The following is a 23,710-nucleotide window of genomic DNA, read 5'->3' on the forward strand; positions in this document are numbered from 1 at the left end:
CATGAATAAAGCCCGTATTAACCTCGCCTGTTCTTAAGTAGACTCCGTCATTCAATCAACTCCCTCACAAATGGAAGAGTTGCTGCAGGCCCGCTCATCGAGCAATCCAGACACTCAAAGACCACAAAAGGGGGACCTCTCCTTTTACAGGATTCGGTTAGCGGAAATCAACCCTATGGGTAATTTTACCCATCCACACTTTATACTGACTGCCTTACAATTGCCCACAAAAGATGTCCATCACGATGTAGGACACTGCTATTTTGGGGAGTAATCAATGCCTGGTTCTACTAATAAGCGCGATATTGCATTATTGGATGTGGATAACACCGTCCTTTTCGGTGCGGCTCCAAACACGACTTATAATGATAATTTACTCGATGCCCTCCTTGAGGCAGGCGTTCGTGATATTTATTTGTTCACCTCCATGACCATAAATTCAGAGAGTGTTATGGAACGGCAAACACTTGCAAACTATATGGAAAGCAAAGGATTTAAAGTGCATGGAGTTATTACTCCCAGCGATATCTTTTGGCCTTTGGATCAGGAGTTAATGGAGCGTTTCCTGAGCCATTTTAAACGGCCTGATAACAGTTTAACAAAAACCCTGTTAGAGCAAGATCAATATAGTGCCATTAATTTTGCGATAGAGTCTCAACCCGGGGTTGCTTTTGCACTAGCCTTGAACAATCCTGACAGCATGGCAGGCATCACAGCACATAGCCAGGCAGCGAATGGTGTTCTGGGACTAGTCAAGAAGGCTAGCGCTGAATACCTGACTGAAAAGGGCCACATGTATGACTTATTTATAAAACATAAGCCAGAATGGGTGAACCGTATCATTTTTGTCGATGACGCCAATGACAATATCAACGCTGTTGAAAAAGCGAATGAGAAATACAAATGTCGGCTATTCGCTGTTTTAAATAGAGACAAGCAAAATGCCTGCGAGCTTCCTGCTTCGTTTTACCAGGAATCGTTTGCTTCACTGATAGGTAACCATCGTTTAAAACAGTTATTAGCAAGCTATTGTGATACGAAACAAAACAATAGTCAGCAGTCCTACTGGTCTGCGTTTTTCCGTAGGGCCGTATCTCCCGCTCAAGAAGAAACGGCAATTGCTGCTGTACAGAAGGCCCTGAACAATGAAGAAACCGATCTGCTGCCTCATTTGGCCACTCTACGTCAGGGGGAACTTGGAAGTACACTAAGACGCTTTGTAAAAAGCGGGGCAGCAAATGCCTTATGTGGTAAGAAAATTTCTACTGTCAGTGAATTGGTTAATGCGCTTCATAACCAGGTCAATGGTCAAAATAGCTTTGTGTTTGAAGTTTAATTTCAGTCCGTAGCATTAATGGCAGGATGCTCTACAGGACGTGCCACTTTTAAAGAGAAGCCTTGATGTCCAATACGGAATCAAGGCTGCACACTTCTACCTTGTCAAACTAGTTGAGCCGTCTTCAACCAAATAAAACCCATTATTTTCTCCGTCAATACCTGGGTTGTGTGCTTTATATACCTGGGGATTAGAAGGTAATGCGTACTCAATTAATAAACCAAGGGCAATCACACCGACTAATAAACCGCCAAACTCCTTGGAACAAACCTTTAAATCCAACGCTTGGGTTGTAGCGGCTATTAAGCCAATAACAGCACCTTGAGCTGCTGATTTTATCGCTCTGCTATTGTTGTTTTTAAAACTGAAAAAATCAAACATACATTCTCTCTCGCTTTTGTGTAATGTTAAAAATTTTCGCATAGTACCATATTTCTTTGCAGAAACCAGGTTCTAATTGGGCTGGTGGCTGCCTAAACAATGACACCGTTTAATTGAAAGAAAACCTTGATTCCGCCACGCCGCACCCAAGCTATCGATTACTTCAACAACAACCAACACTCCGTTATTAATTCTGTTTCAGCAACCTCGTGATCAAAATTATAATAACAAAAAATACAAGGCAAATTTCCCAGTTCTTCACCGGACTCCGGTAACCAATCACGATATAATCCATACACCGTGTCACCAATAGTATTGCGCGAGCCCTTGTGTGTAGCTACTGCATAACGGCCAGCTGGCAATCGTTTTTCTATAATCTCGCCTTCAAGTTTCAATTGCTCAGGCACGGTAATACCAAGATCAAAACGAAACTCTGCGGCAGGTGTTGTTTGCGGATCATCATAGGCAAACCCAAACGCTTCCCCCGCTTTCGGTTTCAGGTTAATCGTTTGCGCTTTAGCCCAGTTGATTAATCGGTTAACGCTATCCCCTACTTTTTGCGGATCGCCACGATGTTCTAACACCGCCAAACGTCTTGCCGCTATGTTTTTGATAGTTACATTCATTGTCATTTCACCTTGTTTAGGCAAACAATACGGCTGTTGTTCCCACACTTGCCAGCTTGACTGAGCTCTAAACTCACTTGGATTAAGATGGCAAGCTTGTTTAAATGCGCGTGTAAATGACTCATGGGATTCGAACCCCGCATTGATTGCAATTTCAATTATTGATTTATCTTTGTTAACAATTAACTGGTGGGCGGCCCTTTTCAAACGCAGCCAACGAACATATTGTTGTAACGATAAACCCGTATAAGCAGTAAATAAGCGATGAAAATGATATTTTGAAAAGCAGGCAATATCGCTCAACTGGTTTAAAGTGAGTTTTTCGTCAAGATGCTTCCCGATAAACTCGATTACCTTTTTTAATTGACGTTCATAATTCATACTGTTCTCAATTCAAATGATCACTTCATTTACAGGACTAAGATTACTCCGCCCCTAAATGGGTTGTTTGACCATTATTGCTGAATTAGCATCTATTTTTTACTGGCAGCATCCTCTCAAAGTTGCTGAAAACAGTGATTACTTAAAAACCCCACACTAAATTTTCTAACTCCTGCAAGCTCCTTGCTTTAGCCTTCCAATTTGGGATTCTTACCTGGATGTTTAAATTACTGTATTGATGCAGCAACATTAATGCAGTCAATTGATGGCTCAACGTCTTCGTCAACTCATGGGGTAAATAACCATAAGCCGTTAAAAACGTATGCAGCAATTGCTTGTCACCTTGTATAAGGAAAGCGCCCGGACCAAGCAAATCATATTCAGGCAACCCCAGCATCGCATCGCCAAAATCAATCAATCCACTGATATGCCAAATACCCTCTACTTGCTTCACTAAAACATTCATTGGGGTATATTCCCCAGTTAAAATAACTGGCTTTTTGAGCGCTGGTAATATCTCTTTGATTGAATCAAGGTAAGCAGGCAGCTCTTGTAATAAAGCTGTTGAAAGCCCTTTAGCCCGATGATGTTCTTCGCACTGCGCCCTTTGTTTTTCAAGAAATTGCGGCCAATGACAATCAATCGCTTCAAGTCCATCCGTGGGTAAGGCATGAACTTCCCGAATGAGCTCTCCTAACTCACGAAGAATGACTACTTTATTGTTATGGGCCATGGTTTCCCAAAGGCTTTCGAGAAGTGTTCCTTCAAGTTTGCTGAGAATAAGATAAGGCCATCCAAGGATTTCTCCTGCATACTCAAGCGAGGGAGTTTTAATAGACAGTCTTCCCTCTACCTGCTTTAAAACCAATCGCTCACTTTCAAATTGGCTTTGATGAAACGGCGGAAAAATTTTAATCACCTTACTATCCCCATAGGAAAAGACAATATTTGTCCCTTCAGAAAATAGCCTTAGTGAGGCCTCTGGTAATTGGTGTCTATCAATAACTGCGGCAGCCAGGTCTTCTGCAATACGCGGCTTGTGTATTTCATAGTCTTCAAAGGTATGAATAGTTGAAAGTGTCTGGTTTAAAGAGGTGTTATCCATCAATTTTCATCCTGATCCTGTTATTGCTTGATAGCCCGCAACATTGATTGTCGCATCATTAAATGACTACATGCCAGGAAATATAGTTGACCTCGGTGTGATATTTTTTTCTCAACAAGGGAAAAACCCTTTCGCCTGCATGCCACAACCTTAGCTACTCACCAGTGGGATAAGTTTCGGGTAAATCATCAGGGCGTAGTTGATTTTCCTTTGATAAAGCAGTTAAGGCACTGGTCTTATCAATGTGAATAATACTATCAAATTGATAAGGTAACCGGGAAAAATAATAATGGCTCAGCCGCTCTGATTCCGGCAAATAGATAACTCCAATGGCCCTTTGTAATCGGGCGTGTTTCAGGAGTTCTATCAGGTGGCTTTTGTTACGTAAGTTTAAAAAGAAGGTACTGGTTGATAGCTTATGGAATAATGCTTCGTAGCTTGCTTCAAGCGCTGGCAATACTGTTTTAATTTCAGCAGGATAATCCCAATCAGAGGAGGCCATTACAGTCCCTGTATAAGTAGAAAATCCTAAAAGATAAGAACTGGTATCATAGTGCTCTCGAACAAGTTGGCCTAAATTCACTTCCCCTCTATCATTCATCTCGGTGGCTCGGGCATCGCCAACATGCGAATTATGCGCCCAAACAATAACTTTGGCTGGCAAATTGCTTTTTGATTCAATGTGAGCAATGACATTGCTTAAGGTTTGGGCCATATGGCTATCGCGTAAATTCCATGATATTGCTCTGGGCTCAAACATAGCCCGATAATATTCTTCAGCATTTTTTACCAGGCGTGCATTTTGATTGGCATAAAACTCTGCTTCACTCAGTAATAATTTATCCGCATTTAATGTTGAAAAGGTTCGATGTTGCATTTCCAATAACTGATCTTTAACTTCCTTGATACAGGAATGTTTCAAATGTTGATTGACAAAATAACCATACATTTGTGGATCCATGGCTGTATGATCAAAACAAGCGTAACGATTTTTAGCTTGCTCGGCCAAGTCAGGCTGGTGTGATGCTAAAAACGCTATAATAGCCTGCATTGAATCATGTAAACTATATAAATCCAATCCATAAATTCCAACCTTGGCTTTGACATCAAGATTGTCATTGTATTGTCTCAACCAATGTAAAAATGGAGGCATGGATGTATTGGCCCACATCCAGGTTGGAAAACGGGTAAAGCCGTCCAAAGCGGTTCGTTCATTGCGGAATTCATTACTGCCCAGAATATAACGGTGCATGGAGTAAACACTTGGCCAATCACCTTCTATGGCAATAGCCTTGAACCCTTTTTGTTCGATTAATAATTGACTTAAAGCAATACGAGTTTGATAGAATTCCTCCGTTCCATGAGTGGCCTCACCCATTAAAACAATTCGTGCCTCACCAATGCTGTCAATAATTTTATCGAAACCAGAGGTCTTGGTGATTTCAATTGGATTAATTGCCTTGGTCAAAAGATCAGTTAATTTCTCATCAATTACCAGATTGGCCATTATCCCTCCTGTTATTTTCCTGCCTCAACTAATCTCGCTTTAATTCATTATTAACATCATTTAAAAGATCAGCCTCAGGAACATGAACTAAATCTTTTGTTATTACACGAATGATTACGTTTTCAACTTGTTTATTGATATCTTTTAATAAGAGGCCATGCATAGCAGGGGAGCAGACCAGGATCAATTTCTCATAGTCATTTACAGCGTGGCCATGTTCAAGAATCCTGGCAATTTCTTTTGAAAATCTCTCAATTCGGATTGCTTTGGGATCGGATTCCTGGCTATATGCCCCATGCGCGCCGGAGGATTGGTATCGACCTGGCTTATCAGAGGTAAGCTCGATATCTTTTAATTTATTTTCAGTGTGTTCTATTTGTTTAACCAACGCTAAACTATTTTTTGAATAGTCATATATTCTGCATATTGTTGAGTCGAAAACTACAAGCCAGGTTAGATGCTGTGATTTCATAATACCTCCATGTAATAACAACCAGTCCGCTGAGCTGTCCATCAGAAACAAAGCCCTTCGCAATAACCGAAGAGCAAAATAAAGGTTAACCGGTTAAGGAAAGTCCTTTTCTCAAATTTCCCTTAGTTTATAGACTATAGATTCACTTTTAACAATTTGAGTACTTTTTTTGCCAGGTAGGATAAACGATGAAATCACAACAATTTGCAGACCAAGAATAGATAACAATAGGTAACGCAATAGGTAACACAATAGGTAACACAATAGGTAACATTTGAAGATCGCACCTAGGGCCCCAGAAGAGGAGATGGGGGAGCAATGGACTCTGCGTGGGTATAGTCTAAAAATTGGGCTCTCAAGGTATTAGACAAAACCCCATTGACCAATTTTGATGGCTTATCAGAGGGCAAATGCGGATGGATTGCTTTTATTTTATCTATCGCCTGAGTACAGGCCGTTAAAAATCGGCTTACTAAAAATTCATAATTTTCCACAGTAAAATCAACCTTCGGATGAAAGTGTATTGGTCTTTTATGCAACATTTGACTGTAGGTAGACGCCATGTGTTCCAGGGTTTGAATAGAAAAATCGAAATTAATATTTCCCGGCATTTTCATCGCTTCAGTGAGGTACTCCTCTACAGACTGAGGTGAATGATCGGCATCTATGACAACTAATTTACCGTTTGCAACGCCCCAATTACCCTCATTCATTACAAGATCTTGGACAAATGTTCCAGCAACAGCCAGCTTTGCGATACCTGCCTCGCCTATTTGCTCGACAACTTTTTCTCGTATGGCCCTCTTGATTTGCCACTGATCAGGAGTGCTTCCTTTTCGGTGATTTAACTTGATGACTGACCGGGTACACTGGGTAATAATGCTTTTGAAACCAGTAAAATTCTCGATAAACTCAGAGGCAAGGTATTTTTCAGCCTTCATTACGTCACCTGATGATGAGATATATCGGCCATTTTTTTCATGAACCAGTTTAATCCTTGGAGTATCTATGCCAATATTTTCTCGAACAAAATAGAGGTTATGCATCCCTAAAAGAATATTAGAATACCTATCTCCGTCCCCTTCTTCACAGACTTTAAGGAGATATTTTTTATCTTTAATAACACAGATTTTACCTGCGCTTACTCCATTTGTTTTTTGTTTGCAATCTCTAATCGTCCCCGTCACAGGCTGAATGGTCAGTGTATGACTCATATCGATTGGCTTTAATAGCAAACCGGGAACTGGTTGGGTAACAGGCATGTAGAGGCTTAAGGCTCCAGTGGTGCTGGCGTTAGAGGGTTGAGAAAAAAAGGTTTGCGTCTGCGAGACTAAGGCTTTTTGGGTTTCCGTGTTGGTACCAGACTGTTTTTTTGGTGTTGCCTCTACAGAAGAGACTAATGCTGACAACGCCAAAATAAATACTAACTGTTGTGCGAGTGATAATTGATTAAAATCCCTTCCACACGCGGAAAACACAAAGGGCTCCGACTGCTTATTTCTTTTTTTATCTACAGGCAATCGTTGTTTTTGATTAAATTTATGCTGTGTTTGATAAGTTGAGCGATGAGGTAGTTTGCTCTTGAAATGACTTCTTTTTTCCCGCATGATACAGACAACAAAACAATCAACTAGCGCAATATGTTATCATTTGCAGCTTAATGAATTATTAAGGCCTTTTTATCACTATTAACCTGGGTGGGCTCTGAACCCTTTTACTGTCACTAAGGTCTTAAATAAATAGCAATGTCCTTCTCGATGCGTGTTATCAATGCGTCAATAGCCGCCCTGATTGGCTCTGTAATCTCAAATTGAAATTTGAGTTCGTTAACTTCTATACCATACAAAACTAACTTCTTTGGTAATAAATTAAGGATTTTTCCCATTTCTATTGTATTTGCCAGTCCAAATTCATGCGTGGATTGTATTGGATTAATCGTTTTAATTTCTTCATTTTCAAGATAAAGGAGGCTACCTACCTTTGCCCCTGTTCTAACGGCATCAATTAAAAAAACCGTTTTTGCCTGTTGCATCCAATCGAGCAAATTAAGACCTGGCCTATCACAAGCCATAAATTGTAATTGCTCTGTAGAATAGTCTTGAAGCGCTTTCTTCGGTTGTAATCCCTGAACAACCTCCCACCCTAAACGGTCATCCCCAAAAGGTGAACCAATACCTAAAATCAGCAATTCAATCATCTCGATTCACATCTAAAGTTAAGAAATGAGTCGAACAGGAAATACAGGGATCATAATTTCTAATGAGCTTTTCACTGTAACCCCTAAGCTCATCACTTGGTTTTTCAAGTCCAAACTGCTGCAGGGAATGGTATAAATCGTCTTCAATACAGGCCTGGTTTTGGCTGGTTGGTGGAACAATCCGGGCAGATTTAACCAACCCTTGCTCATCCATTTCAAAACAATGCCACAATAAACCGCGCGGTGCCTCTGTACATCCATAGCCGCGACCTGAAGCGATATTCACTTCCGTATGAGACGAATCAGGATAGCTATAATTTTTTAAAATACGAGAAGCCTCCAATAGACAAAAATAAATTTCAATTGCGCGCGCTAAAATGCTGTGATGAATATTTTTACTTGGAAAATGAATGTCTAATTGCTTTAAAAAAACGTTTATTTGTTCAGGTAGCCGCTCATGATTGATATTTAGCCGTGCTAAAGGGCCGACCAAATAGGGTTTACCGTCTAATAAACAGTGAAGCGCGTTGGAATAAGGGACTTGATGTTCTTTAAAGTAATCATCAAACTCATCAATAGCAATATTCAGCCCTCTATCTGAAACAATGCGTCCCTCATTCATTGGATATTCCTGCTCATGAAATAAAGAAACACAGGTGAAATCATGGAAGGTTTTTCCAAAAGGCAATGTGTTTATCCATTGAATAAGTTCTTCACAATCGACAAGTGATGCCTTTATTTTTTGTAATAGGGTTTGCACAAGCAGCGGATCAGGAGCCTTGTAAAAACCGCCAATCCTTGCACCAACCGGATGGACAGATCGCCCCCCTAATAATCGCATTAATTCATTGCCCAGTGCTTGTAAACGCAAACCGCGACGTACTTCATGAGGGTAAATTTTTGCCATCTCGGTCACTGCTTTAAAACCCAAACTATCTGGCAAAGCCAAAAGGTGGATATGTAAGCTATGACTTTCTATCCACTCCCCACAATAAAACAAACGCCGCATCTCGCGCACCCAAGGGCTAGGCCGCATGTTAAAGCAATTTTCAATGGCCTGCGTCGCACTCATTTGGTAAGCAACCGGGCAAATACCGCAGATACGAGCAACCATGTCTAAAACCTCGCTATAATCCCGTTGCTCTAAAAATTTCTCAAATAACCGAGGCGGCTCATAAATTTTGAGCTGCAAAGATTGAATTTTATTATTCTTAATTTTTATTTTAAGCGCACCCTCTCCTTCCACACGAGCAAGAATAGGAACTTCAATTAATTTTTCTTTATTCTTTGACAATCTTAATCCCTTTAAAATAATTACCTGCCTGGTTAAATGCGGCTGCTTGATTATTGATATGCAAAAATTGCCTGGCAATGTTATCGACGCTACTGCCATTTTGGGCAAACCGAAGGCCTAATGAATGCGTATTGGGATTTTCCGAAGGGCCATAACACGCATAACAGGCGCGTCCATACCCAGGACAAAGAGCGCCGCAACCTGTTTGAGTAACGGGGCCCATACAGGGTTCTTTTTTAGTAACCAATACACAGACCTGCCCTTTGCGTTTGCATTCCAGACAGACCGCATCCCTCTTAATACGTGGAACCACACCAAACAATAGCGAACGCACCGCATTCATTACCTGATGGGTATTAACAGGACAGCCCCATAACTCCAAATCCACTCGCACATGGCTTGAAATTGCTGTAGAGGTACTTAGGGCTTCAATGGTTTTTGGTGACGCATAAATACTCGCCATCCATTCTTGATAATTCGCTGCATTGCGTAAAGCCTGAATACCACCTGCCGTTGCACAGGCTCCAATCGTAATAAGAAACGTTGAATTGCCACGAATCTTTTTTATCCGCTCTACTTCTTCAGGCGTTGAAATACTTCCTTCGACAAACGCAATATCAATTTTTTCCTTAAAATCAAGAAGGCCGGCTTCAGCAAAATGTGTCAGCTCAACCAATTCGGATAATATGAGCAAGGCTTCCCCAGCATTTAAAAACGCCAACTGACAACCATCACAAGAAGTGAATTTATAGACTGCCAAGCGCGGTTTCCTCATTTCAAAATCCTGGTTCGGTAAACAAGGCTTTTATACAATCATAGGCAAAAACAGGACCGTCCTTACAAACAAATAAACCACCATATTGACAATGTCCACAGTGACCTATGCCACATTCCATGTTGCGTTCCATGCTAAGATAAATCGCTTTTTCAGAAATACCTTGATTAATCAATGCCAGGCTAGCAGCCTGCATCATTCCTTCAGGACCACACATCATTGCTATTGTATTGTTGGCATCTAACTGAAGTGAAGTAATCCTATCTGTTACATAACCAACACTCCACGGCCATGTTGGACCCGCCTTATCGGCAGCAATATAAATTTCGGTTTGCGGCATGGCTTGCCATTCCTTATATTGCTTGCGAAAAATAAAATCCTCACTATGTTTTACACCCTGAAAAATCTTTAGGGCCCCGTACTGTTCCCGTCTTGCCAAAATGTAGTTAATAACGGATACGGTTGGTGCGCATCCCAAGCCGCCGGTCACAATCACAATATCTTTGCCTAAAGCCCCTTTTACAGGCCAACCATTGCCAAATGGACCACGAACACCAACATAATCACCCTTTTTTAATTGCTGCATTGCTTTTGTTACTCGTCCAACCGCACGAATTGTATGCCCTAGATAACTGTGCTCTGCCGGATCGGAACTAATTGAAATTGCGACCTCACCTACACCATACAGGTAAAGCATGTTAAATTGTCCAGGATAGAAAGAAAAATCCTGCTGGTGTGGCTTTTCAACAAATTGAAGATCGAGGGTGAAAATCGTCGCTGACTCTTGATGCCGTGCATTAATTCTTGCAGTACGAGGCAGATAGGAATCCCTGATCATTATTTCGTTTCCCTTACATTGGATTCACCTGAAATAGCAGCTAATTCTTCGGTCATATCAATGCCTACCGGACACCAGGTTATGCAACGGCCACAACCTACGCAACCACTCGTATCAAACTGATCAAACCAACTACCCACTTTATGCGTCAACCATTGACGATAACGCTTTTTTGTATCATCACGAATTGGGTGGCCAGCCAGGTAACTGTGGCCTTCAGTAAAACACGAATCCCATTCGCGCTCCAAGGTGCTACTTTCTCCATCAAGGCTGGGATTTGTTATTTCACTATGGCAAAAACAGGTGGGACATACAGACGTACAATTGCCACAAGATAAACAACGTTCAGCAACCTCCTCCCACCGTGAATGACCTAAATTGGAGAACAATAAATCTCGCAACCCTCGCTGGTTATCCAAAGGGATACGCTTCGTTTGCATGGCATCCGCATTAGCAATTTCCTGTCCGGCATCGTTAGCTTGCTGTGTTGTTGCCAATACTAAATTCAGACCGGAAATTAAATGATGACCACGCTCGCTGCCCCCTTGAATGACAAAACCCGAATCTAATTCGGTCATTAAGAGATCGAAAGGACTCCTGACATTGGGTCCCGTCCCAGCCGAAACACAAAAGCAATTATCAGACGAATAACCACAATTAACAGCAATAACAAATAACGATTCACGGCGTCTTCGATAGCGCTCATCTTGATGGGGCTGTGCTAAAAAAACCTTATCCTGAATTGCCATTGCGGCTAAATCACAAGAACGAGCCCCAATAATGGCGATGGGCAATTCATTAGCGATACAGGGTTTAAATTCCAGTTTTCCTGTACTGCTACGCTCAACACGCCAAACAGTTTCACTGGGTTTAAATAGTAACGGCTTGATCGCTTGCGGGCCATTAGCCCATGAAAAGGCACGTTGTACAGGCAGTTGTTCAAGACGATACTCGCCTGGAGCCTGATGAGCACGAATACCCCAAGGTAACTGGTTTGCGTCTGTCAGCTTATCATAGACAATTGCTCCGTCACGGACTTGAGGCCCCACACAAGAGAAACCTAATCGCTGCAGTGCATCAATTAATGCTTGCAACTTGTCCTGGGGCAAAAAATAGCTCCGATCATTCTCCATAACAGCTTCATCCTTAGCAGTTAGCAAATTCGCGGTAACTGTTCTCCGCTTAACCAATCCATCATTCGCAGCCCTCCTAATCTTGTACGCAATTGTACAAAATGCCTGGGATCTTCTACGACTTCTCCAATGATTGCTGCTTCTTTACCTAAGGGGTGGCTTCGCATGGTTGCGATTAACTTATCAGCCTCTTCTGCAGCACAGATAGCTAAGAGTTTGCCTTCATTAGCCACATATAACGCATCTAAACCGAGCAGTTCGCAAGCACTTGCCACTTCCGTACGGATAGGAATTTGGTCCTCATCGATAACAAAGCCAACTCCAGATTGTTCTGCCCATTCATTTAAGGTCGATGCCACGCCGCCTCGCGTAGGATCGCGAAGACAATGAAGTGAAGGTACCGCATCAAGCATGTGGCTAACCAACCCATTCAAAGCGGCTGTATCCGATTTGATTGTTGTTAAAAACTCCAAATTATTGCGCTGGGATAGAACAGCAATGCCATGATCACCTACATAACCGCTGAGAACAACCTTGTCACCAGGCCTGGCCTGATCGCCGGAAATACAAACGCCCTGGGGCACTATGCCTAATCCCGTGGTACTAATAAATACCCCGTCACCTTTACCACGTTCCACAACTTTGGTATCCCCGGCAATAATCGCTACATTAGCAGCAAGGGCAGCCTCTGCCATTGAGGTCACAATTTTTTTTAAGTCTGCAAGGGCAAAGCCTTCTTCTAAAATAAAACTGGCTGACAAATACAGTGGTTTCGCCCCAGCCATGGCAATATCGTTTATCGTTCCATGGACCGATAAGGAACCAATATTTCCCCCTGGGAAAAATAAAGGGGAAATAACATGTGCGTCGGTGCTCATTACCATCCGCCCAGATTCCACAGCAAAACAGGCTTGATCATTTTTTTGTGCGAGCCAGGGATTATCAAAGGCAGGCAAAAAAATCTCGTTAATTAATTGCACCATTGCTCGTCCACCACTGCCATGGCTCAAATCAATAATACCGTTTTTAATATTTAATTTGGGTCCTGCCACTTTTCTTTGGCTGATAGTTTCCATCTTTAACGCCCCCTTCCGTAGGCATAAACCGCAGCGCAGGCTCCTTCAGAGGAAACCATACAAGAACCCAAAGGATTTTGCGGTGTACACACCTTGGCAAATAATTTGCAATCACTCGGTTTTTTTATACCGCGTAAAATAGCCCCGCAATCACATTGTTTATGTTCAACACCAGGAAGATCGGGCAACACAAACCGCTTTTCAGCATCAAACCGCTCGCAAGTGGTTTTAATTTGCAAGGCACTTTCCGGGATATTACCCAGCCCGCGCCACTCAAAATTGGAACGCAATTCAAACACGTCTCTTGTGATAGCTTGTGACTTTAAATTTCCTTCTCGCGTCACTGCACGGGTGTATTGAATTTCAACATCACTTTGCCCTTTGTTAACTTGCTCAATCACCATTAAAATAGAATGCAACACATCAAGTGGTTCAAATCCTGAAATAACAATAGGCTTTTTATAGGTTTTGCTTATTGGCTCATAGGCCTGGCTCCCTGTCACAATGCTTACATGAGCGGGTCCTATAAATCCATCCAGATTATGAATACCCTCTTCATCGCCCGACGATTGTAAAAGGCAATTCATAGCGGCAGGCGTTAATACATGATTACAAAAGACTGAAAAATTAGACAAATTTAATCTTGCAGCCTCTTTAATCGCATGCGCCGTGGGCGGCGTTGTTGTTTCAAAACCAATAGCAAAAAAAACAACGTCTCGTTCTGGATTAAGTGTCGCCAAGCGCAATGCATCATCCACTGAATAAACCATCCTGACATCAGCTCCCTTTGCTTTTACCTGCAATAGGCTTTGCTGATTAGAACCTGGCACACGCAACATATCCCCATAACTACAAAAAATAACGTTAGATGAAGTAGCCAGGGCAATGGCCTTATCAATGCGGTTTATAGGTAAAACGCACACGGGGCATCCAGGGCCGTGAATCATTTCTACATTATGGGGTAAAAGACTTGGGAGACCATAACGGTGTATGGTATGAGTATGCCCACCACAAAACTCCATCAAGCGATACTGTCGCTCAGGCAATGCTTTATTACCAATTTCTTTGGCTATTATTTTCGCAAGCCTGGCATTACGAAAATCATTAATGTATTTCATTGGGCTTCCTGCATTTCAGCAAATAACATCAGTGTTTTTTTGGCTTCTTCTTCATCCAGCCTTGTCAGGGCATATCCCACATGAAGAATAACGTAATCCCCCTCACTCACTTGTTCTACCAGGGCGAGCGAAATTTCTTTTTCAATGCCGCCTATATTCACTAGTGCTCTCTGAGAGTCCAGCAATCGAACGACCTGAGCAGGAAGAGCTAAACACATATTAATTCCGCCTCCTTGTAATTTCCAGCCAGCCATGCCTGCCCCAATGAAATGCCACCATCATTGACAGGCACTTGTTGTGGTAAATAGACTTTCAGTCCACTACGTTCTAATTGTTTTATCAACCCGTCTGCAAGCACCTGGTTTAAAAAACAGCCACCGCTTAATAAGACCTGCCTGATCGCTGTCTTTTTTACCTGAATCATAATCCAATCCACCAAGCCCGCAATTAAAGTCCCATGAAAAACATTGGCACCACGCCTGGGATCCTTATCAAGTAAGTGCCTGAATGTTGGTAAAAAATTGAATTGATTGTTGGCGAGAGTCCACCCCCCCTCAAAAACTTCAGGATTAGTGACTAAGCTTTCAAGCTGCATAGGGGCTTGCCCTTCATATTGGGAAATCGTGTTGATGCCTAACAAAGCACTGGCGGCATCAAAAAGACGACCACAACTACTGGTAGTCGGCAAAGAATGGCTGTTTTTTAGCAAATGAACCAACTCGGAAACATGAGGCTTGTCGAAAAATCGGCGCAGTATCTCATCCTCTTTTTGCAAACAATGTAAAATGGCAGCAGCCATCCGCCAAGGCTGGTGAATCGCTCGCTCTCCACTGGGTTGCGGTAGGGGATAAAAATGCCCTAATCTTTGAATTTGCGTATTTTCCAGAAGAAATAACTCCCCGCCCCAAGCCTTACCATCCCATCCATAGCCGTACCCGTCTAACACGATGCCCAACGCAGGCTCCAAAATATGATACTCCGCGGCAACTGCTGCCAAATGAGCCTGATGATGCTGTACAGAAATCACTGGCAAATTATAGTGCCTGGCAAGGCTGGTTGTATAAAAATCAGGATGCAAATCACAGGCAATACGTTCCACTTTAACATCAAGAAATCGCATCCAATGAGAGAGTGACTCATGAAAAAAATCAATCGTTTCTTTATTCGTTAAACTTCCTATATGTTGAGAAATAAACGCTTCATTCCCCCGCGTTATACAAAACGTATTCTTAAGATGCCCCCCTAAAGCCAGGGTTGAAGGTATGGAAAAAGGCAATTGAACACTGACAGGAGAAAATCCTCGAGCACGCCGTATAAAACGAGGCTGGTTATTGATAAAACGTATGACTGAATCATCAACACGAGTAATCACCTGACGGTTATAAGCGATCACTAAATCAGCAATCGCTATTAACTCATTATGCGCCTTATCATCCTCGATCATTAAAGGATTTCCGGCCCTATTGGCACTTGTTGCAATCAATACCGAGGAATGAAGCTCATCCAGCCATTTCAAGCCCTCCGGATAACCTGCCAGAGCGTGGAATAACAAATAATGCAAGGGGGAAGAAGGCAACATTACACCCAGACCAGATAAACCTGGGGCAATAATTTCCGGAAGAATTTCCTGCTTCTTTTTTAATAATACGATAGGACGCGCCTGGCTGCTGAGAATCTCTTTCTCTTTATCGCTGACCGTTACAAATGTCTCAGCACTCATGCAATTTAGCACCATTAACGCCAGTGGTTTTGCTTCACGGTATTTTTTTTGGCGTAATCGTTGAACCGTCTCATTATTTCTTGCATCACAAACTAATTGATAGCCCCCCACTCCCTTGAGAGCAATAATTTTTCCTTCCAATAGCGCTTGGGCAATGACTTGAATGGAAACCGAAAGCTCTGGACCACAGTCTTTACAAGCCGTAGGTTGAGCATGATAGCGGCGATTCTCAGGCGAACTATAATCACCCTTGCAAGACGGGCATAAAGTAAATTCGCCCATGGATGTCTGGCACCGATCATAAGGTAATTCTTTAGTAATCGAAAAACGTGGACCACATTGGGTGCAATTCAGAAAGGGATAGTAATAATAGCGGCTATCCGGATTAAAAAGCTCTCCCAGACAATCAGGACAAGGACTCATATCAGGCGATATAATGCCGTGTGAAGCCCCGCTTTTTTGACTTTCAATGATAAGAAAATCGTTTTCATTAGCGATTAAAGCAAGATTGCTTGTTTCAATATCGTGAATCCTGGCTAACGGTGGTAACGACGTTAAAAGGTGGGAAAGAAAAGAAGAAACAAACCATCCCTGCACTTCAATCAGGACCCCTATTGTATTATTTTGCACCCATCCTGTTAGATTTAAGTGCTGAGCAACCCGGTATACATGAGGACGAAAACCGACCCCCTGAACCTGGCCTTTAATTAAAATCCGTAATCTTTCTATCTCAGCCATTCCCTTGGATCGCTTCTAGCCACTCATACCATTGACCTAAACCCTCTCCCGTTGTTGCAGAAACAGGCAACACATTAACCGTTGGATTAATTTTTTTTACATCTGCAATACACCGATTGATATCAAAATCAACATAAGGCAATAAATCCGTTTTCGTTAGTAACAATAAGTCTGCTTTACGGAACATTTCCGGGTATTTTAAAGGCTTATTATCTCCTTCTGTTACAGAAAGAATGACTACTTTATAGGCCTCACCCAAATCAAATAATGCAGGACAAACTAGATTGCCTACATTTTCAATAAAAAGAAGGGAGTGTTTTTTTAACGAGAGGTTTTCAACCGCATGACCAACCATATGAGCATCTAAATGACAGACTTTGCCTGTATTAATTTGAATCGCTTCTCCGCCGCTTGCCTGAATTTTTTCAGCATCATAATTTGTTTGTTGATCACCGACGATCACCGCAATATCCAGGCGATGCTTTAAGTCAGCAATCGCTTTGGCAAGTAAGGTTGTTTTCCCTGAGCCGGGACTTGACATCAAATTGATAGCAGTAATTTTATTGTTTAAAAAAGTACGACGATTGATTTCGACGAATTCCTGGTTTTTTGCCAGTATTTCTTGCTCAATTGAAACAAGCTCGCCTGCATCATGGTGGTGGGTATGTAAGAAATTGGCATCGTCATGATGCTCATGATGGTCTCTTTCTGAACCTGAACAACCGCAAAGTCCACACATTATTCGACCTCCATCGATTTAACACGCAGCTCCTCACCCTGAATTATTCTTAACGAATATTGCCCACAAATATTACAGCCATCATAATAATTTTTAAGCATAACAGTTTCCTGACAAAAGTCACAGATTGCTTGTCCCTTGATCTCAATTATCTCCAGACTCGCATTTTCTGCGATGCCCCCTCTTGCCACCACACTAAAACTAAACCGTAAAGACTCATGATCAACGCCGCTTAATTCTCCAACCTCCAGATAAATTTTCTTTACTGATTGGCAAGCGATTTGGGATGCACGCTCCTTAACGATTTCAAGAATAGAGCGAGAGAGTGTTAGTTCATGCATATTAAAATTAATCATTAGGTATAGACATAACAGCTTAGATCTTAAAAAATAACTTGTCTCTAAAAAGGATCAAAACCATTGATACAATAACCAATTCCACGCTGCTAATCATCGTCTTTGTATTTGGGTTAGGCTTGCGCCATGGCCTGGATTTGGACCATATAGCAACCATCGACTCCATTACCAGAACGCTTAGAGCAAATAATCAACTGTCAAAGCGTGTGGGTTTTTTATTTTCGTTGGGACACGGGTTAGTGGTCATTATTCTCAGTGTGATTATCAGCAACGGCATTATCCGAGCACAATTCCCAACATGGCTAGAGCCGTTAGGAAGCTATATATCCATCTTTTTCTTATTAGTCTTTGGATTAATAACGCTTCATAATTGTTTACTCCACAACACAAAATTACAGCCGCCAATCAGTATAGGCGGTTTTTTCGCCCTCACCCTGAAACGATATAATGCGTTCTGGATTACCTTAACTGGCGCTCTTTTTGCTTTTTCCTTTGATACCTTTAGCCAAGTCGCCTTATTTTCTATTTCCATGTCTTCTTCCAGTAATTGGTATTTTGCAGCCCTCCTTGGCCTGTTTTTTATGTTGGGGATGATGGCAACCGATGGGCTAAATGGCTTTATGGTATCTCTACTCATTCAACGAGCCGATAAATTTTCGTTTTTGATTTCACGGCTTTTGGGTTTTTTTATTGCCGGCTTCAGCCTCATCTTGGGTTTGTTAAGTCTCTATACGGAATTAAATAAGCTCAACTAAAATAGAAAGGCTGCCATTTTCATAAAATGGCTTAGGGTTGTTTGAATAGGAAGGATCCCATCATGCAGTCATGGCACGCATTAAGCGTAGCGGAAGTAAAAAGAATTTTAGCTGAACAACCCAGGAACTATGGCACAAACGAACTGAAGGATTTCGAAACGGTACCATGGTACTCTATGCTGGCAAGACAATTCGCTAATCTCTTAATTGGTGTCTTGCTTTTCGCAATGGCTCTCTCTTTTTTTCTTGGTGATCTTTGGGATGCCTTAGCTATTCTTGCTATTGTTATTTTTAATGGGCTTCTAGGCTTTTTTCAGGAATGGCAAGCAGAAACAACGATACAAAAACTCAAATCGTTACTATCCCCTTCGTGTTACATTCTCCGCAATGGCGAAAAAGAACTCATTGATGTCAAAAAACTCCTTCCAGGCGATTGTGTCCTTTTACAGGAAGGCAATATTGTTCCCGCAGACATTCGGGTTACTCATGCAGTTGATTTATTAGTCAATGAAGCTGGACTAACTGGCGAATCGGCACCTGTTGCCAAGGGAATAGAATCCTTGCCAGAAAAAACCATACTCACTGATAGACGCAATATAGCCTTTATGGGAACCCATATTGTCAGTGGGCATGGTGAGGGTCTGGTTGTTGAGATTGGCATGAATACCGAATTCGGGCGTATTGCGCAACTAACCGGAACAATTAAAGAAACGAAAACAAAACTCCAACGTCAACTGGAAACACTGGCAAAGCAATTTGGCCTTCTGGCACTTCTTATTTCTTCTCTGGTAATCATTGCCGGCGTACTTGGTGGCAAAAATATTATAACGATGCTGATGACAGGCATATCATTAGCCGTTTCAGCGATTCCCGAAGGTCTTCCCGCTGTTGTCACCATCGCCCTGGCATTAGGCGCAAAAAGAATGGCTCATAAAAGAGTATTGTTACGCCGCCTTCAAGCCGCAGAAACATTAGGTGCCGTCTCGGTTATCTGCACGGATAAAACAGGAACACTGACCCGCAATGAAATGACGGTTCAAAAAATTTGGACAGCCGATGGCGTCTTTTCAGTGACCGGAACCGGTTATGAACCGCATGGCAATTTCCAGAAAGAAGGGGTTGTTATTGAGCCTAAATCCTATCCCGAACTTATCGCCTTATTAACAACAGGCCAAAAATGCAACCATGCTTCCATTAAAAAAATGGACCAGCAATGGCAAGCTATCGGCTCTCCTGATGAAGCAGCCTTGATTGTTGCCGCCATCAAGGCTGGATTAGAAATTTCTCATAATCCTGTTATTAGAGAATTTGCTTTTGATTCAACTCGAAAACGCATGTCTACTGTTGAAGAAACGGAAGCCTATCACCTCGTTCATGTGAAAGGCGCTCCAGAGGCTATCTTGGATCGTTCTACCCATTTTTTGATTGGCAAGGAAGAAAAAGAGCTCACTAAAGACTATCGAGAGCACCTTGAAAATGCTTATATTGCTTTTGCGAAACAAGGCTTAAGAACACTGGCTATCGCTAGAAAAATAATACCCAAAGAACCCCAAATTACTCTACAGGATGCGGAAACCAATCTCACATTTTTAGGTGTCATTGGTTTGTTTGATCCGCCTCGCTCAGAAGTCCCCCTTGCCCTGCTCCAGGCAAAGCAAGCAGGGATTAGAGTCATTATGATTACAGGCGACTCTCCTATTACAGCCCAAGCCATAGCAACCCAGCTCGGCTTGGATATTGAAAAAATTGTAACCAGTGAGGAGATTAGCGAATTAACTGATATCGCTTTATGTCAATTATTAGAGCAAAAAATCTTATTCGCCCGAACGGTTCCACAAGATAAATTTCGCATTGTTAAATTGCTCCAATCCCTGGGCAATCTCACCGCCATGACAGGGGATGGCGTCAATGATGCCCCTTCCCTCAAGCAAGCGGATATTGGTATCGCCATGGGAATAAGAGGAACAGAGGTAGCCAGAAGTGCCGCTGATATGGTTTTGTCAGATGATAACTTTGCTTCAATTATCGCCGCCATCGAAGAGGGAAGAAGGCAGTATGCGAATATCCGCAAGTTTATTCTTTATTTAGCCGCCTCAAATACAGGTGAATTATTAGCTATCCTGATTAATATAGTGATTGGCGGCCCCTTGATTCTTATGCCCATTCAGATTCTGTGGATTAATCTTGTGACTGATAGTGCTACCGCAATCTCGCTTAGCTTGGAGCAGGCGGAAACGTCGATTATGAAACAGCCGCCTCGCCAGATTAATCAACCCATTTTTGATAAAAAAGCCCTGCTTTTATTAGGTTTTTTTGGCTCTTACCTCAGTTTAACAGCCTCTTTCCTCTATCATTTCTATTTGAATGAATCCTATGAAACAGCTAACACGATGGCTTTTACAGCCATTGTTGTCATGGCAAATATTCTTACCTTAAATTTTCGCAGCTTTCAAAAACCCATGTCGGAAATTGGCTGGTTTTCTAATAAATGGTTACTCACAGCGATTATATCGATGATAGCACTCCAGATTGCGGTGGTTTATTTGCCTGTATTACAACCTGTTTTTCATACAGTTCCCTTATCGCGACTGAATTGGGGAGTCATTTTTCTTTGCGCACTCCCTCTCTTTCTTATTCCAGAAGTTTATAAACGGACTCGGGAATTGTAATTATAATTACTTATATTTTAAAAATTTGGGATAGGAGTGAATTATTAAAACGCATCGTTCTACTACTCAATCCATTTTTAAATGGCAACCCTGCATTGCCTTTCTTTCCTTATTCGCAATCTGCCTGTATTTTTTTATGCGTGCCCTGGACTTCTCGTCGGCAGAAATACCTTTGTTATTCATTATTCTCCTTGGTGGTATCCCTGTATTCATTCAGATTCTATTTAAATTATTCCAAGGTAATTTAGGCGCTGATTCCCTCGCCGCAATTGCCTTGGTAACGAGTGTTATTTTACATGAATATTTGGCTGCAACGTTTATCATTCTTATGCTTGCCAGTGGCCAAACGTTAGAAACCTATGCCAGACGCAAAGCAGCATCGGCACTACTCGCATTAGTTGAACGCATGCCTTCCATTGCACATCGACAAACCAATAGTCACCTTGAGGACATCCCCCTGGCCTCCATCCACATTGACGATAAAATCGTTATATTTCCTCACGAAACCTGCCCTGTTGATGGCATAGTCACCAATGGACAAGGTACTATGGACGAATCCTATTTAACTGGAGAACCTTATTTAATATCCAAAACACCAGGTACTTATGTTTTATCGGGTGCCATTAATGGCGATTGCGCTCTCACCGTACAAACCACCCAATTGCCATCTGACTCACGCTATGCGGCAATTGTCAAAGTATTGGAAGAGGCAGAACAAAAACGCCCTGCAATTAGACGATTAGGCGATCAAATAGGTGCTATTTTCGCTCCCTTCGCCCTGTTATTTGCATTCATTGCCTGGTACCTAAGTGGCGATGCTTTACGGTTTCTTTCTGTGCTAGTTATTGCGACGCCCTGTCCCTTATTAATCGCACTCCCCATCGTGTTAGTCAGTGCTATTTCAAAAGCCGCTAAACAAGCGATCATCATCAAAGATCCCGTTATTTTAGAACAATTACCCCTCTGCAAAACGGCTATTTTTGATAAAACAGGTACCCTAACCTACGGCAAACCCTCGCTAACCGACATTATTATTGCTGGTAATTATAGAAAAGAGGACCTACTACAATATGCCGCTAGCCTGGAACAGTACTCCAAACACCCCCTCTCAAACGCTATTCTCAATGCAGCCAATGAGCAAGCCATCATTCTTCTTAACGCAACCGATGTCTCAGAGAAACCAGGGCAAGGGTTAACGGGAAAGATTAATGGGCATACCATCACTATTACGAGTAGAAAAAAACTTCTGGAGTCTGGTGCCTCCAGTGATAACCTTCCACCCGTTTTATCGGGCTTAGAATGTATAATACTGGTTGATGATCGTTATGCGGCTTCGCTTCATTTTCGTGACGCTCCCCGTCTCGATAGCAAACCCTTCATCAGTCATTTAGGCCCAGCCCATCAATTTAAAAAAATAATGCTCGTTTCCGGAGATCGCCAATCGGAAGTAGACTACCTGGCTAAATGGCTGAATCTGACTGAAATCTATGCATCCCAAAGCCCTGAGCAGAAACTTGCTATTGTGCGACAAGAAAGAAAGAATGCACCGACGGTTTTTATGGGGGACGGCATTAACGATGCTCCTGCTCTCACCGCCGCCACGGTTGGCGTGGCCTTTGGACAACATAGTGCTATTACTTCCGAAGCAGCGGGGGCTATTATCATGGAGAATACATTAAGCAAAGTCGACGAGCTGATTCATTTAAGTTTAAATACGCGACGGATTGCCGCACAAAGCGCTATTGGTGGCATGGTGCTGAGCATTATAGGAATGGTATTCGCAGCAGCAGGTTTTATTACTCCAGTCGTAGGGGCTGTGCTACAAGAACTAATTGATATTATTGCCATCCTCAATGCGTTAAGATTAGCGACAGGCAAACAAATTACAATTGATCTGCCAAACTATACGATAAATAAAGAGGTTTAATATACTTTATCGGCACGCAGCTATTGAGATTAATTTTTTAACCGATTTTAACGCAAGGAATTAATGATGCCTGAATATAATATTCGACTTTTATGGGAACGCGGAGCGGAAGATTTTAACTATCAAACCTATAGTCGCAAACATACCGTATTTTTTTATGGCGGACCAAAACTCGAAGTCAATTCGTCGCCCCATTTTATGCGTAATCCCCAATTTCATTGCCCGGAAGAGTTACTGACCGCTTCTCTGTCAAGTTGTTTTCTCCTTACTTTTTTATCTCTTTGTGCCAAAGAAGGCTATACTGTCGATAGCTATTCTGATCGAGCTACTTGCACTATTGATGAAATTAATCATACCGTTTCCCATATTGTTCTCTCTCCCATCGTGTCTTTCAAAAAAGAAAAGACACCGGACAAAAAAGCAATGGAGAAACTTTTTGAGACAACACACAGTCTTTGCTTTATTGCCAATTCACTTAAATCAAGCATTACGATAAAAGCCAAATTTGCAGATGAAGAATAGACCGCTTCGGAAACTTGCTCCGGAGGAGAAGTCGAATAGATAACA

General features: G+C 42.1%; 22 protein-coding genes. 5 read left to right on the plus strand and 17 right to left on the minus strand.

Annotated features, from left to right (window positions below; translation table 11 throughout):
• Positions 1-277: 277 nt before the first annotated feature.
• Positions 278-1,336 (plus strand): hypothetical protein, encoded by a 1,059-nt coding sequence (locus tag ACN4Z1_RS12455; RefSeq protein ID WP_228364021.1) that lies wholly within the window; start codon positions 278-280, stop codon positions 1,334-1,336.
• A gap of 96 nt (positions 1,337-1,432) precedes the next feature.
• Here the strand turns inward: ACN4Z1_RS12455 and ACN4Z1_RS12460 are convergent, their stop codons facing one another.
• The 17 genes from ACN4Z1_RS12460 to hypA all read right to left on the minus strand — a co-directional run bounded on the left by ACN4Z1_RS12460 (position 1,433) and on the right by hypA (position 17,777).
• The gene (locus ACN4Z1_RS12460) at positions 1,433-1,717 is read right to left on the minus strand and encodes a hypothetical protein (RefSeq protein ID WP_228364022.1); all 285 of its coding nucleotides are present in this window, start codon (positions 1,715-1,717) and stop codon (positions 1,433-1,435) included.
• Positions 1,718-1,875: 158 nt separating this feature from the next.
• A complete protein-coding gene (locus ACN4Z1_RS12465; RefSeq protein ID WP_228364023.1) occupies positions 1,876-2,724 on the minus strand; it encodes an AraC family transcriptional regulator in 849 nt (282 codons plus the stop codon).
• A 142-nt stretch (positions 2,725-2,866) separates the two neighbouring features.
• Positions 2,867-3,829 (minus strand): phosphotransferase family protein, encoded by a 963-nt coding sequence (locus tag ACN4Z1_RS12470; protein ID WP_228364024.1) that lies wholly within the window; start codon positions 3,827-3,829, stop codon positions 2,867-2,869.
• Positions 3,830-3,983: 154 nt separating this feature from the next.
• Positions 3,984-5,336 carry an erythromycin esterase family protein gene (locus ACN4Z1_RS12475; RefSeq protein ID WP_228364025.1) on the minus strand — a complete coding sequence of 451 codons (1,353 nt, stop codon included), beginning with the start codon at positions 5,334-5,336 and terminating at the stop codon, positions 3,984-3,986.
• 28 nt (positions 5,337-5,364) lie between these two features.
• Positions 5,365-5,808: a host attachment protein gene (locus ACN4Z1_RS12480; protein ID WP_228364026.1), complete on the minus strand. Its 444-nt coding sequence runs from the start codon at positions 5,806-5,808 to the stop codon at positions 5,365-5,367.
• Positions 5,809-6,095: 287 nt separating this feature from the next.
• Positions 6,096-7,415 (minus strand): hypothetical protein, encoded by a 1,320-nt coding sequence (locus ACN4Z1_RS12485; protein WP_228364027.1) that lies wholly within the window; start codon positions 7,413-7,415, stop codon positions 6,096-6,098.
• A gap of 116 nt (positions 7,416-7,531) precedes the next feature.
• Positions 7,532-8,005: a hydrogenase maturation protease gene (locus ACN4Z1_RS12490; protein ID WP_228364028.1), complete on the minus strand. Its 474-nt coding sequence runs from the start codon at positions 8,003-8,005 to the stop codon at positions 7,532-7,534.
• Positions 7,998-9,299: a Ni/Fe hydrogenase subunit alpha gene (locus tag ACN4Z1_RS12495; protein ID WP_228364029.1), complete on the minus strand. Its 1,302-nt coding sequence runs from the start codon at positions 9,297-9,299 to the stop codon at positions 7,998-8,000. Before ACN4Z1_RS12495 ends, ACN4Z1_RS12490 begins: the two co-directional genes overlap by 8 nt.
• Entirely contained in the window at positions 9,286-10,074 is a 789-nt protein-coding gene (locus ACN4Z1_RS12500) for a sulfhydrogenase subunit delta (protein WP_228364030.1), read from the minus strand. The genes ACN4Z1_RS12495 and ACN4Z1_RS12500 overlap by 14 nt, the downstream gene beginning before the upstream one ends.
• Before the next feature lies 1 nt (position 10,075).
• The gene (locus ACN4Z1_RS12505) at positions 10,076-10,912 is read right to left on the minus strand and encodes an FAD/NAD(P)-binding protein (protein WP_228364031.1); all 837 of its coding nucleotides are present in this window, start codon (positions 10,910-10,912) and stop codon (positions 10,076-10,078) included.
• Positions 10,912-12,045: a 4Fe-4S dicluster domain-containing protein gene (locus ACN4Z1_RS12510; RefSeq protein WP_228364032.1), complete on the minus strand. Its 1,134-nt coding sequence runs from the start codon at positions 12,043-12,045 to the stop codon at positions 10,912-10,914. Before ACN4Z1_RS12510 ends, ACN4Z1_RS12505 begins: the two co-directional genes overlap by 1 nt.
• A gap of 20 nt (positions 12,046-12,065) precedes the next feature.
• Entirely contained in the window at positions 12,066-13,121 is a 1,056-nt protein-coding gene (gene hypE, locus ACN4Z1_RS12515; protein ID WP_228364033.1) for a hydrogenase expression/formation protein HypE, read from the minus strand.
• A 2-nt stretch (positions 13,122-13,123) separates the two neighbouring features.
• Positions 13,124-14,239, minus strand: a complete 1,116-nt coding sequence (hypD, locus tag ACN4Z1_RS12520; RefSeq protein ID WP_228364034.1) for a hydrogenase formation protein HypD — start codon at positions 14,237-14,239, stop codon at positions 13,124-13,126.
• Positions 14,236-14,493: a HypC/HybG/HupF family hydrogenase formation chaperone gene (locus ACN4Z1_RS12525; protein ID WP_228364035.1), complete on the minus strand. Its 258-nt coding sequence runs from the start codon at positions 14,491-14,493 to the stop codon at positions 14,236-14,238. Before ACN4Z1_RS12525 ends, hypD begins: the two co-directional genes overlap by 4 nt.
• On the minus strand, positions 14,448-16,697 hold the full coding sequence (gene hypF / locus ACN4Z1_RS12530; protein WP_228364036.1) for a carbamoyltransferase HypF: 2,250 nt from the start codon (positions 16,695-16,697) through the stop codon (positions 14,448-14,450). The genes ACN4Z1_RS12525 and hypF overlap by 46 nt, the downstream gene beginning before the upstream one ends.
• Positions 16,690-17,436: a hydrogenase nickel incorporation protein HypB gene (gene hypB, locus ACN4Z1_RS12535; RefSeq protein ID WP_228364037.1), complete on the minus strand. Its 747-nt coding sequence runs from the start codon at positions 17,434-17,436 to the stop codon at positions 16,690-16,692. Before hypB ends, hypF begins: the two co-directional genes overlap by 8 nt.
• Positions 17,436-17,777, minus strand: coding sequence for a hydrogenase maturation nickel metallochaperone HypA (hypA, locus tag ACN4Z1_RS12540; RefSeq protein WP_115222087.1), 342 nt, complete (start codon positions 17,775-17,777; stop codon positions 17,436-17,438). The genes hypB and hypA overlap by 1 nt, the downstream gene beginning before the upstream one ends.
• 53 nt (positions 17,778-17,830) lie before the next feature.
• Between hypA and ACN4Z1_RS12545 the strand changes: the two genes are divergently transcribed.
• The 4 genes from ACN4Z1_RS12545 to ACN4Z1_RS12560 all read left to right on the plus strand — a co-directional run bounded on the left by ACN4Z1_RS12545 (position 17,831) and on the right by ACN4Z1_RS12560 (position 23,665).
• The gene (locus ACN4Z1_RS12545) at positions 17,831-18,547 is read left to right on the plus strand and encodes a DNA repair protein (protein WP_228364039.1); all 717 of its coding nucleotides are present in this window, start codon (positions 17,831-17,833) and stop codon (positions 18,545-18,547) included.
• Between the two features lie 62 nt (positions 18,548-18,609).
• Entirely contained in the window at positions 18,610-21,216 is a 2,607-nt protein-coding gene (locus tag ACN4Z1_RS12550; RefSeq protein WP_228364040.1) for a cation-translocating P-type ATPase, read from the plus strand.
• A gap of 136 nt (positions 21,217-21,352) precedes the next feature.
• Positions 21,353-23,143 carry a heavy metal translocating P-type ATPase gene (locus ACN4Z1_RS12555; RefSeq protein ID WP_228364041.1) on the plus strand — a complete coding sequence of 597 codons (1,791 nt, stop codon included), beginning with the start codon at positions 21,353-21,355 and terminating at the stop codon, positions 23,141-23,143.
• Positions 23,144-23,209: 66 nt separating this feature from the next.
• On the plus strand, positions 23,210-23,665 hold the full coding sequence (locus tag ACN4Z1_RS12560; protein WP_181879399.1) for an OsmC family protein: 456 nt from the start codon (positions 23,210-23,212) through the stop codon (positions 23,663-23,665).
• The last annotated feature ends 45 nt before the right edge of the window (positions 23,666-23,710 follow it).

It is taken from the genome of Legionella sp. ST3F1, from assembly GCF_048553315.1.
GTDB classification, from domain to species: domain Bacteria; phylum Pseudomonadota; class Gammaproteobacteria; order Legionellales; family Legionellaceae; genus Tatlockia; species Tatlockia donaldsonii.